Genomic DNA, 14,593 nt, shown 5'->3' on the forward strand with positions numbered 1-14,593 from the left:
TGCGCAGAAAGCATTAGCGCGGTATGATAGCCGCCCTCCAGAAACTGGAAATATATCCAGCAGTTTTTTTGTGTTCTTATTCAGCACCCGTGACGCCGAGCCAACGACCCAGCCAATGATCAGCACCGAACTCAAGTCCCAGATTCAGGGCGCCTATTCGCGTTTTCTCGAAGCCAAGAGCCTCAAACCCCGTTACGGCCAGCGTTTGATGATCGCCGAAGTGGCCAAGGTGCTGGGCGACGTGGACACCGACGAGGAAGGCCGGCGTTCGGGCGATCCGGCTGTGGTGGCGGTCGAGGCAGGGACCGGTACGGGGAAAACGGTCGCCTACGCCATCGCCGCGATTCCCACGGCCAAGGCTGCGGGCAAGCGCCTGGTCATCGCCACCGCAACGGTCGCGCTGCAGGAACAGATCGTTCACAAGGACCTTCCTGACCTGATGCGCAACAGCGGTTTGAGTTTCACCTTCGCACTGGCGAAGGGGCGCGGCCGTTACATGTGCCTGTCCAAGCTCGACATGCTCTTGCAAGAGGGCAACGCGCAAAGCGCCACCGCTCAGTTGTTCGAAGAGGAAGGCTTCAAGATCGAGGTCGATGAAGCGAGCCAGAAGCTCTTCACGACCATGATTGAAAAACTGGCCGGCAATAAGTGGGACGGCGACCGCGACAGCTGGCCCCAGGAACTGGCCGATCAGGACTGGGCCCGCCTGACCACCGATCACAGCCAGTGCACCAATCGTCATTGCCCGAATTTCCAGCAATGCGCTTTCTACAAGGCGCGTGAAGGCATGGGCAAAGTCGATGTCATCGTCACCAACCATGACATGGTGCTGGCTGACCTGGCGCTGGGCGGTGGCGCTGTCTTGCCGGATCCTCGCGACACGCTCTACGTGTTCGACGAAGGGCACCATTTGCCGGACAAGGCCATCGGCCATTTCGCTCACTTCAGCCGTCTGCGTTCCACGGCCGACTGGCTGGAACAGACCGCGAAGAACCTCACCAAACTGCTGACCCAGCACCCGCTGCCCGGTGATCTGGGCAAGCTGATCGAGCAAGTCCCGGAACTGGCACGCGAGATCAAGACTCACCAGCAATTCATGTTCACAGCCTGCGAACAACTGGCCGACTTCAAGGCCGGCGAAGACATGGAAGGCCGCGAACGTCCGCGTCATCGCTTCGTCGGCGGCGTGGTGCCTGAGCACATGCGCGAGATGGGCATCGAACTGAAAAAGGGTTTCGCGCGGCTGGACGACCTGTTTACGCGCCTGACCGACCTGCTCAAAGAGGGCATGGACGGCGAATCCAACATCGGTATCGCCAGCCATCAGGCCGAAGAGTGGTACCCGCTCTTCGGTAGCCTGCTGGCCCGGGCCCATGGTAACTGGGAATTGTGGACGGCGTTCACCGCCGAGGACCCAGAGAACAGCCCGCCGATGGCGCGTTGGCTGACGCTGGCCGAGAGCGGCTCGCTGTTCGACATCGAAGTCAATGCCAGCCCGATCCTTGCCGCCGAAATGTTGCGTCGCAACCTGTGGAACGTGGCATACGGCGCCCTGGTGACGTCGGCAACGCTGACGGCGCTCGGCAAGTTCGATCGGTTCCGCATGCGCGCCGGTCTGCCCAAGGACGCGGTCACCGCCGTGGTGCCAAGCCCGTTCCATCATGCCGATGCGGGCGTGCTGCGGGTGCCCGATCTCAAGGCCGATCCGCGCAACGCTGCCGAACACACTGCGGCGATCATTCGTGAACTGCCCGATCTGGTGGAGGGCTCGAAAGGCACGCTGGTGCTGTTCTCCTCACGCAAGCAAATGCAGGAAGTGTTCGACGGGCTCGAGCGGGACTGGCGCAAGCGGGTGTTCATTCAGGGCAACCTCTCCAAGCAGGAAACGCTGAACAAGCACAAGGCTCGCGTCGACGGCGGCGATGAAAGCGTGCTTTTCGGCCTTGCCAGCTTCGCTGAAGGCGTCGACCTGCCGGGCGATTATTGCGAGCACGTGGTGATTGCCAAAATCCCGTTCGCCGTGCCCGACGATCCTGTCGAAGCGGCACTGGCTGAGTGGATCGAAGCGCGCGGCGGCAACCCGTTCATGGAAATCGCCGTGCCCGACGCGTCCTTGCGCCTCATCCAGGCGTGCGGCCGTCTTCTGCGCACCGAAAAAGACCGTGGCATCATCACGCTGCTGGATCGCCGTGTGGTCACGCAGCGTTACGGCAAGGCCATTCTCAACGCGCTTCCACCGTTTCGCCGCGAAATATCCTGACGCCTCTCGGGATGAAACGCAGCGGGTCAGGTCTTAACCCGGTCTGCCCGGGCGACGGCACAGCTGCCGCGCGGGCTTCCGAGATTCAGGAGTTCTTGATCGCATGATTCGCCGTTCGCTGTCTGCCGCCCTCGTGACACTGTGCGCAGGATCCGCCCACGCGGCCCCCGATGTGCAGCAGACGCTGTTCAATTTCGTACGCCCTGCCGACGTGGTGCAGGTCACCACGCAGGACGCCAGCCTGCCGCAATCCAATGGTGAGCAGACCGCCGAGGGTGAAGTGCTGCGGCGGGTGACCTTCAATCCGGTCGCAAGACCCACCTTGCGCCTGGCGCCCCAGACCGGCGAGTGGGACTGGAGTGGCGACAGCGCAATGACCTTGCGGCTGCAAAGCGCGATGGATTGGGCGCTGACCTTGTACGTTCAAATCCAGAGCAGTGACGGAAAAGTGCTCAGCAGCCGCGTTGACCTTCCGGCAGGCCCCGCACAAACCCTGGTTCTGCCGCTCAAGGCCTGCTCGCCGCTCAGTCAGGGCATGCGCGCAGGCCCACCGATGCCGTGGACCTACGAAGGGCGGCGTGTGTTGTTGGCCAGTACCGAAGGCGATCTGGACAGCGCTCACGTGGCGTCGGTGACCGTGTCGATGTCCCGGCCCGATGTCGCCCAGAGCGTGTTGATCGAGAAATTCGGCGTGCAAGAGGGCGATGCGCTGCAACGCGCGGTTTACGGCAATCTGGTCGACGGTTACGGGCAGTACGCTCGTGGCAAATGGCCGGAAAAGATCACCAGTGATGATCAGATGAAGGCGCTGGCGGCCAAGGAGCAACAGCAACTCAAGGGCTGGTTGAAAGAGCGTCCGGCCCATGACCGGTTCGGCGGCCTGCTCAAAGGGCCGTCGTTCGAAGCCAAAGGTTTCTTCCGCACCGAAAAGCGCGACGATCGCTGGTACCTGGTCACGCCGGAAGGCCATCCGTTTTACTCACTCGGCGTCAATGCCATTGCCGCCGATGACAGCCAGACCTACATCGAGGGGCGCGAGGGGATGTTCGCCGAGCTGCCGACCAGCAACGATCCTCTTGCGGCGTTCTACGGCAAGGGCGACGACCATCGTGATACCGGCGCCAGCAAGGATCGTCAGTATGACCGGGGGCGCTGGTTCGATTTCTATGGCGCCAACCTGCAGCGCACCTATGGCCCGGCCAAGTGCGTCGACGTTGTCTCGCCTGCTGCGCCTGATCAGGACGACGCCGACAACGAGGAATCGTCCGCCGAGGCATCAAGCGATTCGAGCACGTCGGCTCCAACTGCGCAGACACCGGCCGTGGTGCAGCCCGCGGCCGAGTGCAAACCGGTCATTCTGGACAGCAAACGCTGGGTCGAGCACACGCTGCAACGCTTGCAGGCGTGGGGATTCAACACCATCGGCAACTGGAGCGAGCCAGCGCTGGAAGGCAACGAAAAGGCCACCAAAGGCCGTGTGCCTTATACCTTGCCGCTGTCGATCGTGGGCGATTACGTCAGCATCAGCACCGGCCACGATTGGTGGGGCGGCATGCCCGATCCGTTCGATCCGCGCTTTGCCATGGCCACCGAACGGGCCGTTGCTATCGCTGCCCGCGATCATCGCGACGATCCTTATCTGATTGGCTATTTCGCCGACAACGAGCTGGCCTGGGCCGCGCCGGGCGACGATCCGAAAGATCGCTACGCACTGGCTTACGGAACGCTGAAACTGACCACGGATGTGCCGGCCAAGCGCGCGTTCCTCAAGCAATTGCGCGACAAATATCGCAACCAGCAAGGGTTGTCCAAAGCCTGGGGAATCGACCTGCCTGCCTGGGAGCTGATGGAGGACCCGGGTTTCGAGCCGCCACTGCCGAGCGCCGATCATCCTGAGATCGAAAACGACTTCCGTTATTTTCAGCGCGTCTTTGCCGAAACCTACTTCAAGACCATCTCCGATGCGCTGAAGTGGCATGCTCCCAACCATATGCTGCTCGGCGGGCGCTATGGCGTCACGACGCCCGAAGCCATCGAGGCCTGTGCGAAGTATTGCGACGTGCTGAGTTTCAACCTGTACACGCTCAAGCCTCAGGACGGCGTGGACTTCGCAAGATTGCGTGTGCTGGACAAGCCGGTGCTGGTCAGCGAGTTTCATTTTGGCTCTCGTGATCGCGGGCCGTTCTGGGGCGGCGCGATCGAGGTGCCGCGCGAGGAGGACCGTGGCCCGGCGTACGCCAACTTCCTCAAAGCCGCGCTGGCAGAACCCTCCATCGTGGGCGTGCACTGGTTTCAGTACCTCGATCAACCCGTCACCGGGCGCCTGCTCGACGGCGAAAACGGCCATCTCGGTCTGGTCGGCATTACCGATGTGCCATATCAAGGTTTCATCGACGCCGTGCGCAAGGCCAATGGACAGGTCGTCGACGTCATGGGCAAGACCCGATAACGCTTTTGATCCGCCGGGTTTCGTCGACAGATCCATTGTCCGGCGAACGCCCTTTGAAGCGTCACGCTGCGTCTGAAGCCGTGTTGCGGTTCCCAAATCCGCTGATCGCTGGAACAATGCACGGCATTTTGTGAAGCCCCTGATCGGAGAGCGAAACCGTGCAGATTCAAGGTCATTTCGAGCTTCAATTCGAGGCCGTCCGCGAGGCATTCGCGGCGCTGTTCGACGATCAGCAAGAGCGCGGCGCGGCGTTGTGCGTGCAGATCGGCGGAAACACCGTGCTCGACCTGTGGGCAGGCACTGCCGACAAGGACGGCGCGGAGATCTGGCACAGCGACACCATCGCCAACCTGTTTTCCTGCACCAAAACCTTCACAGCTGTCACCGCATTGCAGTTGGTGGGAGAGGGCAAGTTGAAACTGGACGAGCCTGTCTCGCGGCTATGGCCTGAATTTGGTGCTGCCGGCAAGCAGGCCATCACGCTGCGTCAACTGCTGTGTCATCAGGCCGGGTTGCCGGCGATTCGCGAGATGCTTCCGGCCGAGGCGCTCTATGACTGGGACGCAATGACCCGCGCGCTGGCTGCCGAAGAGCCTTGGTGGACGCCGGGCCAGGGCCATGGATACGCCGCAATCACGTATGGCTGGCTGGTGGGGGAAATGATCCGCCGCGCCGACGGCCGAGGGCCGGGAGACGCCATCGCGGCGCGGATCTCGAAGCCGCTGGGCCTGGATTTCCATGTCGGATTGCCCGACGCGGAATTTCATCGCGTTGCTCACATTGCCCGCGGCAAGGGCAATATGGGGGATGAAGCAGCACAGCGATTGGTGCAGACCACCATGCGCGAACCGGCTTCGATGACCGCGCGAGCATTCACCAATCCTCCTTCGATCATGACCAGCACCAACAAACCGGAATGGCGCCGCATGCAGCAGCCTGCGGCGAACGGTCATGGCAACGCCCGCAGCCTGGCGGGTTTCTACAGCGCACTGCTCGACGGCAGCCTGCTGGAAGCGGAGCTGCTCAACGAGCTGACGCGCGAGCACAGCGCCGGCCAAGACAAGACCCTGCTGACCCAGACGCGCTTCGGCCTGGGCTGCATGCTGGATCAGCCGTCAGTACCTAACGCTACGTTCGGACTGGGCGGCAAATCCTTCGGACATCCCGGGGCAGGAGGCTCGGTCGGCTTCGCCGATCCGGAGCGCGATGTCGCGTTTGGATTCGTCACCAACACATTGGGGCCTTATGTGTTGATGGATCCTCGCGCTCAGCGCCTGGTGCGTGTCCTTGGTGAGTGTTTGCAATAACTATCGCTGATAAGTGCTTGTTATACCGACTGTCAGTTAAACCGCCCATATCGGAACCGTAGGGCGGTTTCCTTTTCCAAAACGGCGTTTATGCGTGTTATATGGGCGCTGCTTCGTTCATTTTCTGATCAATTATTTGTGTGGGTCACCCATGTCTGCCAATAAATCTCTCGCATTCGCGCTGTGCATCGCCGTCACCGGCTGTGCGCAAACTCCTCAGGATCAATCGGCGAGCAATGGCCACTGGTGGTCGTTCGGTTCGGGCAAGGGCACCGATGCCGCGCCAGTCAAACCGGCCGCCAGCCCGGTCGCCGCCGAGGTTGCCAAGACGGAAGCTGAAAGCGGCACGCACTGGTACTGGCCGTTCGGCTCTGACCATGGCACCACTGAGAAGAAGCCCGAACTGGCCGCGACTCAACCCGCTGAAAAGCCCGCAGTGGCGAAGGCCGATGATGGCAGCAAGTGGTGGTGGCCGTTCGGCAGCAGCGAAGCGAAAAAAGACGCAGCCCCTGCCATTCCCAAAGTCGATCCGAAGGTCACTCAGGCCTGGCTGGACCAGTACGAGCCACGCGTGCGTGACGCGATCAAGGACAGCAAGTTCGAACTCGAGCGCCGCGAAGACGTTCTGGTCGTGACCGCGCCCGTGGACAGCACCTTCAACCCGGACCGGCCCGAGATGCTGCTTCCCGTCAATCTGGGCCCGATCACCCGCATGGCCAAAGTCGTCGAGGGCGATCAGAAAACCGCCATTCTGGTGCTCGGTCACAGTGATGTCGCCAGCGACAGCAATCTGAAAATCAGCCAGCAACGCGCACAATCGGTTGCCGCCATTTTCCGTCTCAGCGGGCTGGAGCGTAATCGCCTGAACCTGCGTGGCATGGGTGCCGTGATGCCGCGAGCGGCCAGCGACAGTGCAACCGGTCGTGCGCTCAACCGTCGTGTGGAGATCATCATGACGCCGCAGGACACCATGGTTGCGCTGATGGCCAAATACAACCTGCCTCCGGCGCCGACCTTGGTCGCTGTGCAGAACGCCAAGCCTGCGCCTGCCCCGGCACCTGCGCCAGCAGCGCCGGCCAAGGCTGCAACTCCGGCGAAAAAAGCTGCCGCCGCCAAAGCCCCCGCTGCTAAAAAAGCAGCCGTTAAGAAAGCCGCGCCAACCAAGGCCAAAGCCGCTCCAGCCAAGGCTGCGGCCAAGAAACCCGCTGCGGATGCACAAGCCAGCAACAACTGAGGTTAATATCGGCGTCCCGCTCATGGATTTCGTTTAAGGAAGGCAGTGATGAGCCAGAGTCTGGCCGATATGCGTCGTAACTATGCCCGCGAGGGTTTGACCGAAGCCCAGGCGCCGGATGAGCCGTTCGCACTGTTTCGCCAGTGGTTCGACGAAGCGGTGAAGACCGAACAGGCGCCGGTTGAAGCCAACGCCATGACGCTGGCGACCGTCGATGCCGACGGTCGCCCTCACTGCCGCGTCTTGCTGCTCAAAGGGCTCGATGCGCAGGGTTTCACTTTCTTCAGCAATTACCTCAGCGCCAAAGGGCAGCAGATCGCTGCGCAGCCTTTTGCGGCCATGACGTTCTTCTGGCCGACCCTCGAGCGCCAGGTGCGGATCGAAGGGCGTGTCGCCAAGGTCACTCACCAGGAGTCTGACGCTTATTTTCAGGTCCGCCCGCTGGGCAGCCGGCTCGGTGCCTGGGCGTCGCCGCAGAGCCAGGTCATTGCCAGCCGCGAGGCACTTGAAGGCCTGCTCAAAGCCACCGAAGAGCGCTTCAGCGACACTCAGCCGACCTGTCCGGACCATTGGGGCGGCTACCGACTGGTCCCGGATCGCATCGAATTCTGGCAAGGACGTCCAAGCCGTCTGCATGACCGCCTGAACTACCGTCTGATCAATGATCGCTGGCAGCGTGAACGTCTGGCGCCTTGACGCTCCGGCGGCAAATCACACGAATCTTTGAATCTATCCAGCACGCCGTCGTCCATAAAAGTAGACGCCGGCGGCTTGCTGTATCGCGCCTGAATAAACGTAAATTATCGGTACAGGACCGTGACATCGGTTGGCGTCGCGGAGTCTAATGGCTACCTGTTCCTTCGGAGATAAAGTTTATGCGTAAGTCTGTTCTGTTGGTCGCTTCGTTCACCGCCATGGCGCTGACGCTGGGCGGCTGCACATCGAGCCTGACTGGCGACTCGTACTCGCGCGATGAAGCTCGTCAAGTGCAGACCGTGCGCCTGGGTACCATCGAATCGTTGCGTCCTGTGAAGATTGAAGGCACCAAGACTCCGATCGGCGCAGGCGCCGGTGCAATCGTCGGCGGCGTTGGCGGTAGCGCAATCGGTGGCGGTCGCGGCAGCATCGTGACAGCAGTGATCGGTGCGGTGGCCGGTGGTCTGTTGGGTTCTGCGGCTGAGGGCGGTCTGACCCGTGCCCAAGGTGTGGAAATCACCGTGCGCGAAGATGACGGCACCATGCGTGCCTACGTTCAGGAAGTACAGGAAAACGAGATTTTCCGTGTTGGCGAACGTGTGCGCATCATGACCGTAAATGGCACGAGTCGCGTGACTCACTAAGCGACGCTTGAAACGCCGAGCAAGGTTCTCGCAATACTTGCTTACAAAAAACGCCCTGATCAATCCGGGGCGTTTTTGTTTGCTCTTAGGTCACGGTGCAGGCGCTGAAGCGACTGCCTTGCGACTGGCGATTGCGGTGATGCCGTAGCCAATCAGCGCCGCGAGTATCGAACCCGTCAGAATCCCCATCCGGTCCATTCCGGCGAAGATACTTTGCCCTGGCACGAACGCCAGTGAGCCCACAAACAGGCTCATCGTGAAGCCGATTCCGCACAGTATCGACACGCCCAGCACCTGGCCCCAGTTGGCGCCCGTTGGCAACGCCGCCATGCCGGTCCTGATCGCCAGCCAGGTCAGGCCGAACACGCCGAGGGTCTTGCCCAGCAGCAGGCCCAGAGCGATGCCCATCGGCACGTGATGGGTGAAGCTTTCAAGGGACATACCGCTCAGCGACACGCCCGCATTGGCGAACGCGAACAGCGGCAGGATGGCGAACGCCACCCACGGATGGAGCCCGTGTTCGATTTGCTGCAGAGGCGAGGGCGCGTTGCGCTGTGTTTTCAGCGGGATGCAGAAGGCCAGGACCACGCCCGCCAAGGTGGCGTGTACGCCGCTTTTGAGCACGCACACCCACAACACCAGCCCGACCAGCAGATACGGTGCAGGCCTGCTGACGCCCAGACGATTCATCACGATCAGTGCGCCGATCGACATTGCAGCCAGGCCCAGCGCGAGGCCCGATAGCTCAGCGGAATAAAACAACGCAATGACAATGATCGCGCCCAGGTCGTCGATGATGGCCAGGGTCATCAGGAACAGCTTCAGTGACACCGGTACGCGCTTGCCAAGCAGTGCCAGAACGCCGAGCGCAAACGCGATGTCGGTCGCCATCGGAATTGCCCAGCCGGACAGGGCAGCAGGGTTGTCTTTGTTCAGCGCCCAATAGATCAGGGCGGGAACCACCATGCCGCCGATAGCCGCGGCACCGGGAAGCACGATCTGGGAAGGATGGGACAAATGCCCCTGAAGCACCTCGCGTTTGACCTCCAGCCCGATCAGCAGGAAGAACAACGCCATGACGCCATCGTTGATCCACAGGAGCAGCGGTTTGGCGATCTTCAGCGCGCCGATCTGCGCGACGACGGGGACGTCCAGCAGGCCGTTATAGAGCCATGAAAGAGGGGAGTTGTTGATGATGAGCGCAAGCGCTGCTGCTGCGATCAGCAGTAATCCGCCGGCTGCCTCCAGTTGGAAGAAACGTCTGAAAGTATTGCGAACGGGCAAGGTCACGCTCCATGGACATGCGCAAAAGGAGTGACACCCTAACCTCAGTTCTTATTTCTGAAAACAAAAGTTATATTCGATTTGGTTATTAAAAATCGAAGCGTGTTCTGTATACAAATAGATATTGAGATAAGTTACAAAGTGCTACAGGGCTTATCCCGCGTGGCTTGTAGGAATCGTTACCAGTATGGGAAAGAAACGACTGTGGGAGCCAACTCGTCGACGATGGTGGATACGACTCATGAAGACAGAGTTGGACGTACCGGCCATTCGCTAACGAATTCGCTCCCACCGAGAGCACCGCTTTCGTTGGATCAGTCGACAATAGCCAGCATGCCCTTCGCCAGAGCTTCGGCAATGCGAATGCCGTCGACGCCCGCGGACATGATCCCGCCTGCATAACCGGCGCCTTCGCCTGCCGGGTACAGGCCCTTCACGTTCAGGCTCTGCATGTCGGCACCGCGGGTAATCCGCAGCGGCGAAGAGGTGCGGGTTTCGATGCCGGTGAGCACGGCGTCGGGTTGCGAGAAGCCTTTGATCTGCTTGTCGAACGCCGGCAGCGCTTCACGAATGGCCTCGATCGCGAACGCGGGCAGGGCGTCGGCGAGGTCGGTCAGCTTCACCCCAGGTTTGTAGGAAGGTTCGACTTCTCCCAGAGAAGTCGACGCCTTGCCAGCGATGAAATCGCCGACCAACTGAGCAGGGGCTTCGTAGTTTTCCCCGCCCATGATGTAGGCGTGGGACTCCAGACGCTCTTGCAGCTCGATCCCCGCCAGCGGGCTGCCCGGATAGTCTTCATCAGGCGTGATGCCGACGACGATGCCGGAGTTGGCATTGCGTTCGTTGCGCGAGTACTGGCTCATGCCGTTCGTGACGACGCGGTTGGGCTCCGACGTTGCGGCGACCACGGTTCCGCCGGGGCACATGCAGAAGCTGTAGACCGAGCGTCCATTGCGTGCGTGGTGCACCAGTTTGTAATCGGCGGCGCCCAGTTTCGGGTGACCGGCGTATTTGCCCAGGCGCGCGCGATCGATCAGGCCCTGAGGATGTTCGATGCGGAAACCGACCGAGAACGGCTTGGCCTCCATGTACACGCCGCGGCCGTGGAGCATGCGGAAGGTATCGCGGGCGCTGTGGCCGAGGGCGAGGATGACGTGGCGCGACTCGATGCGTTCGCCGCTGTCCAGCTGCACGCCCAGCATCTGACCGTCTTCGATCAGCACATCAGTGACGCGCTGCTGAAAGCGCACTTCGCCGCCCAACGCCTCGATCTGCTGGCGCATGTTTTCCACCACGCCGGTCAGGCGGAAGGTACCGATGTGCGGTTTGCTGACGTAGAGGATTTCTTCGGGCGCACCGGCTTTGACGAACTCGTGCAGCACTTTGCGACCGTGGAATTTCGGGTCTTTGATCTGGCTGTACAGTTTGCCGTCCGAGAACGTGCCCGCGCCGCCTTCGCCGAACTGCACGTTGGACTCCGGATTGAGCACGTTCTTACGCCACAGGCCCCAGGTGTCCTTGGTGCGCTGACGAACTTCCTTGCCACGTTCGAGAATGATCGGTTTGAAGCCCATCTGCGCAAGCAGCAGACCTGCGAAAATGCCGCACGGGCCGAAGCCGACGACCAGCGGACGCTCGGTCAGGCCGGCAGGGGCATGGCCCACCACTTTGTAGCTGACGTCAGGTGCAGGACCGATGTGCTTGTCGTGGCTCAGGCGTTTGAGCAACGCAGCTTCGTCGCGCACCTGGAAGTCGATGGTGTAAATGAACTGCAACTCGGTGGATTTCTTGCGCGCGTCATAGCTACGCTTGAACAGGGTGAAATCCAGCAGTTCGTCGCTGCCGATGGCCAGGCGCTGCAGGAGCGCGGCGCGCAGCTCGTCGTCCGCGTGATCCAGCGGCAGTTTGAGTTCGGTGATTCGTAACATTGAGAGGTCCGGTTTCGGGCCGCAGGATCGGCCCGGCAGCGCTACAAGAACCGGCGATTATAAGACAGATTGGACGTAGAGCGTTGGCCGGAGCGACGACCCACAGATAGGTGTCGCTCATCGAGTCGGCGCACAACCTTCAACCGCTACGCTCGACGCGCGCAAGGCGATCAATCGTTCCGCATTGCCCCGAAGTATGCACACCCACGCTGAACCTGACCGTTGACCCGCAACTCGGCGGTCAGATGCTGCACCGAACCGTTGACTGGATCGACGCAACGCTGCGGGGCGACGTACAGCTCGACGTGCTGGTCGTTGGCGTCGGTGATCAGGTTGAAACGGCCTTCGGGCATCTGCTCCTCCATGTAGGGAACAGCGAACGGCTCCATGCCCTGACGCTCGAGGACCAGGCCTTTGCCGCTGGCGTTCAGGCTCCATTTCGGGCTATTGCCGCCGGCATGAATGGTCAGGCGCTTGAAGTTGGGGTCTTCACAGGCGCCGCTGGGACGCTCGGCGCGGTACAGCTGGAAAACGTCGGCCTGACCGTCACTGCCTTGGGCTTTGCTGGCGACGAAATTGCCGCGCACGTCGGCGAATGCCATGCCGTTCTTGTCCACCACCGACGCAGCTTCCTGCAGGATGCCGGTGTTGCCTTTGTCAGTCACTGCGTAGCGGCGCTGTTCATTGCAGGGCGAAAAATACAGTTTGCCGCTGTCACCGCTGAGGATGCCTTGCATGCGGATCATGCCGGCGGTGGAAACCTTGTTGTCGGCGGATTGCGAAGGCAGCAACTGGCACCCGGCGAACAGTGGCAGCAGGGCGAACATGAGGATGGAACGAGCAGCGAACATGTGGCGGTCTCCAGACAAGTGCCGCCACGTTACTCAGGCTTCCCGTTCATCACAAGAGGTGATTAACCGACGTGATAGGTCTGGCCGGTCTGAAGGCCCTCGACGCTTTTTGCGTAGGCCAGCGCGACATCAGCCGCGGGAACCGGCTTGTAACCGCGGAAGTAAGGCGCGTAGCTGCCCATGGCCTCCACCAGCACGGTCGGGCTCACGGAATTGATCCGCATGCCACGCGGCAACTCAATGGCGGCCGCTCGCACGAATGCGTCGATTGCACCGTTGACCAGGCTCGCCGACGCACCTTTGGCGATCGGGTCGTGGCTCAGAACGCCTGTGGTGAAGGTGAATGAGGCCCCGTCGTTGGCGAACTCGCGGCCGATCAGCAGCAGATTGACCTGACCCATCAGCTTGTCGCGAAGCCCCAGCGCGAAGGCGTCTTCCGTCATTTCAGCGAGCGGTGCGAAGGTGACATTGCCCGCCGCACAGACCAGCGCATCGAAAGAACCCGTCCGTTCGAATAGTTTGCGAATCGATGCGCTGTCACTAATATCGACGTGCTCATCCCCACGGGTTCTGCCGATGCGGACGATTTCGTGGCGCGGCGCCAGTTCTTTCTCGATGGCTGAGCCGATGGTCCCGCCAGCGCCAATCAGTAAAATTTTCACGATGCAGTTTTTCCGTTCAGAGGATCAGGTGCACAGTGTGAGTCGCGTTTTCCCACCGATAAATGGCCTGAACGGCAACCCCGGTTTGCGAAAAAGGAAACAATCATGAGCGAAATGGACGACCTGGCAGCGTTCGCGATGCTGGTTGAGGCCAATAGCTTCACGTTGGCCGCGCAATGGCTGGACACCAGTACCAGCCAATTGTCCAAGCGCATCAGCAAACTGGAGAAAAGCTACGGCGTGACGTTGCTGCACCGCACCACGCGCAGTCTGACGCTGACATCAGCCGGTGCCATCTTGCTGCCTGAGGCGCGGGCGTTGCTGGCGCAGCGTGACCGGGTGCGCGATGCCATGGCATACCTCAGCGAGAGTCTGGTGGGAACCGTGCGCCTGACCGTCCCGGTATCGCTGGGCGAAACCTTTTTCGAGGGGCTGCTGGGTGAGTTCGCCAAGACTTATCCGGACGTGCAGGTGGAACTGGATCTGAACAATCAGTTTCGCGACATGCGCCGTGACGGGTTCGACCTGGGCATCCGCTCCAGCGTAGGAATAGATGAGCGGCTGGTGGCCAAACCGCTGTTGTCCTTGCAGGAACTCACCTGCGCCAGCCCCGAATACCTGGCCGAACACGGCAAACCACAGTCGCCGGACGAACTGCGCTTGCATCGTTGCCTGCTCAACAGTCATTACGCGGGGCGCGAAACGTGGGCGTATCACCAGAACCACGAACTGACCCGGGTGAACGTGCGGGGTACGTTTGCCAGCAATCACTATGGTCTGTTGAAAAAGGCGGCGCTGGTCGGCGCCGGTATTGCCCGGCTGCCGTCCTATATGGTCCACGATGAGCTCAATGACGGCCGGCTGATCTGGCTGCTGCGCGACTATCAGACGCCGGTGTCGTCGCTGTATCTGGTGCATCCGTTTGAAGGGCATCTGCCGAGAAGGATTCAGGTGATGGCGGATTACCTGACGCAGTGGTTCGAGCGGAGTACGGCGGCGTTGGAACGACTGGGTCACGTTTAGAATAGCGGCCGCCGGTGCCGATTTTCGGGTTCACCTCTTCGCTGCCCCTACCCGAAATGGTAGGAGCGTGGCTTGTCCCGCGATCGGCTGCGCAGCAGGCGCAAAACCGGTCACCTCGGAGTATCAGGCAAACCGCATTCACAGGATTGGCTGCCGGTCCCCGGCAGATCGCGGGACAAGCCACGCTCCTGCACCTTCTGTAATAGTGGCCCTGCGTGGATCCGATGGTGCTGATTCCGCCAGAAGAAAGCGCGA

Annotated in this window: 11 protein-coding genes; 7 read left to right on the forward strand and 4 right to left on the reverse strand. The window is 61.2% G+C overall.

Translation table 11 applies throughout. From position 1 onward, the window contains the following. Positions 1-115: 115 nt before the first annotated feature. The 6 genes from dinG to AAGQ88_RS06100 all read left to right on the forward strand — a co-directional run bounded on the left by dinG (position 116) and on the right by AAGQ88_RS06100 (position 8,590). Positions 116-2,260, forward strand: coding sequence for an ATP-dependent DNA helicase DinG (gene dinG, locus AAGQ88_RS06075; RefSeq protein WP_342654720.1), 2,145 nt, complete (start codon positions 116-118; stop codon positions 2,258-2,260). Between the two features lie 103 nt (positions 2,261-2,363). Further along, the gene (locus AAGQ88_RS06080; RefSeq protein ID WP_342654721.1) at positions 2,364-4,709 is read left to right on the forward strand and encodes a beta-galactosidase; all 2,346 of its coding nucleotides are present in this window, start codon (positions 2,364-2,366) and stop codon (positions 4,707-4,709) included. Between the two features lie 158 nt (positions 4,710-4,867). Continuing rightward, positions 4,868-6,016: a serine hydrolase domain-containing protein gene (locus AAGQ88_RS06085; RefSeq protein ID WP_342654722.1), complete on the forward strand. Its 1,149-nt coding sequence runs from the start codon at positions 4,868-4,870 to the stop codon at positions 6,014-6,016. A 151-nt stretch (positions 6,017-6,167) separates the two neighbouring features. Continuing rightward, complete coding sequence (locus tag AAGQ88_RS06090) at positions 6,168-7,250, forward strand: OmpA family protein (protein ID WP_342654723.1); 1,083 nt, start codon at positions 6,168-6,170, stop codon at positions 7,248-7,250. 48 nt (positions 7,251-7,298) lie between these two features. Beyond that, entirely contained in the window at positions 7,299-7,946 is a 648-nt protein-coding gene (gene pdxH / locus AAGQ88_RS06095; RefSeq protein WP_342654724.1) for a pyridoxamine 5'-phosphate oxidase, read from the forward strand. A gap of 179 nt (positions 7,947-8,125) precedes the next feature. After that, positions 8,126-8,590: a glycine zipper 2TM domain-containing protein gene (locus AAGQ88_RS06100; RefSeq protein WP_093461110.1), complete on the forward strand. Its 465-nt coding sequence runs from the start codon at positions 8,126-8,128 to the stop codon at positions 8,588-8,590. A 90-nt stretch (positions 8,591-8,680) separates the two neighbouring features. On the opposite strand, the gene nhaA is transcribed toward AAGQ88_RS06100, so the two are convergent. The 4 genes from nhaA to AAGQ88_RS06120 form a co-directional block, all read right to left on the reverse strand. Continuing rightward, positions 8,681-9,874 (reverse strand): Na+/H+ antiporter NhaA, encoded by a 1,194-nt coding sequence (nhaA, locus tag AAGQ88_RS06105; RefSeq protein ID WP_342654725.1) that lies wholly within the window; start codon positions 9,872-9,874, stop codon positions 8,681-8,683. Positions 9,875-10,188: 314 nt separating this feature from the next. Beyond that, on the reverse strand, positions 10,189-11,802 hold the full coding sequence (locus tag AAGQ88_RS06110; RefSeq protein WP_342654726.1) for an NAD(P)/FAD-dependent oxidoreductase: 1,614 nt from the start codon (positions 11,800-11,802) through the stop codon (positions 10,189-10,191). 170 nt (positions 11,803-11,972) lie between these two features. Further along, positions 11,973-12,653 (reverse strand): hypothetical protein, encoded by a 681-nt coding sequence (locus AAGQ88_RS06115; protein ID WP_285422615.1) that lies wholly within the window; start codon positions 12,651-12,653, stop codon positions 11,973-11,975. Between the two features lie 62 nt (positions 12,654-12,715). Then, the gene (locus AAGQ88_RS06120; protein ID WP_342654727.1) at positions 12,716-13,315 is read right to left on the reverse strand and encodes a short chain dehydrogenase; all 600 of its coding nucleotides are present in this window, start codon (positions 13,313-13,315) and stop codon (positions 12,716-12,718) included. Between the two features lie 105 nt (positions 13,316-13,420). Here AAGQ88_RS06120 and AAGQ88_RS06125 point away from each other — a divergent pair, with 105 nt between their 5' ends. Then, the gene (locus tag AAGQ88_RS06125; protein ID WP_342654728.1) at positions 13,421-14,338 is read left to right on the forward strand and encodes a LysR family transcriptional regulator; all 918 of its coding nucleotides are present in this window, start codon (positions 13,421-13,423) and stop codon (positions 14,336-14,338) included. Positions 14,339-14,593: the final 255 nt, after the last annotated feature.

The organism is Pseudomonas sp. F3-2, assembly GCF_038804275.1.
Taxonomy (GTDB): Bacteria; Pseudomonadota; Gammaproteobacteria; order Pseudomonadales; family Pseudomonadaceae; genus Aquipseudomonas.

What these genes read in the sequence shown, in the direction of transcription:
- dinG (WP_342654720.1), top strand. Translation starts at nt 116, where the DNA reads ATGATCAGCACCGAACTCAAGTCCCAGATTCAGGGCGCCTATTCGCGT.
- AAGQ88_RS06080 (WP_342654721.1), top strand. Translation starts at nt 2,364, where the DNA reads ATGATTCGCCGTTCGCTGTCTGCCGCCCTCGTGACACTGTGCGCAGGA.
- AAGQ88_RS06090 (WP_342654723.1), top strand. Translation starts at nt 6,168, where the DNA reads ATGTCTGCCAATAAATCTCTCGCATTCGCGCTGTGCATCGCCGTCACC.
- AAGQ88_RS06110 (WP_342654726.1), bottom strand. Translation starts at nt 11,802, where the DNA reads ATGTTACGAATCACCGAACTCAAACTGCCGCTGGATCACGCGGACGAC.
- AAGQ88_RS06115 (WP_285422615.1), bottom strand. Translation starts at nt 12,653, where the DNA reads ATGTTCGCTGCTCGTTCCATCCTCATGTTCGCCCTGCTGCCACTGTTC.
- pdxH (WP_342654724.1), top strand. Translation starts at nt 7,299, where the DNA reads ATGAGCCAGAGTCTGGCCGATATGCGTCGTAACTATGCCCGCGAGGGT.
- AAGQ88_RS06100 (WP_093461110.1), top strand. Translation starts at nt 8,126, where the DNA reads ATGCGTAAGTCTGTTCTGTTGGTCGCTTCGTTCACCGCCATGGCGCTG.
- AAGQ88_RS06125 (WP_342654728.1), top strand. Translation starts at nt 13,421, where the DNA reads ATGAGCGAAATGGACGACCTGGCAGCGTTCGCGATGCTGGTTGAGGCC.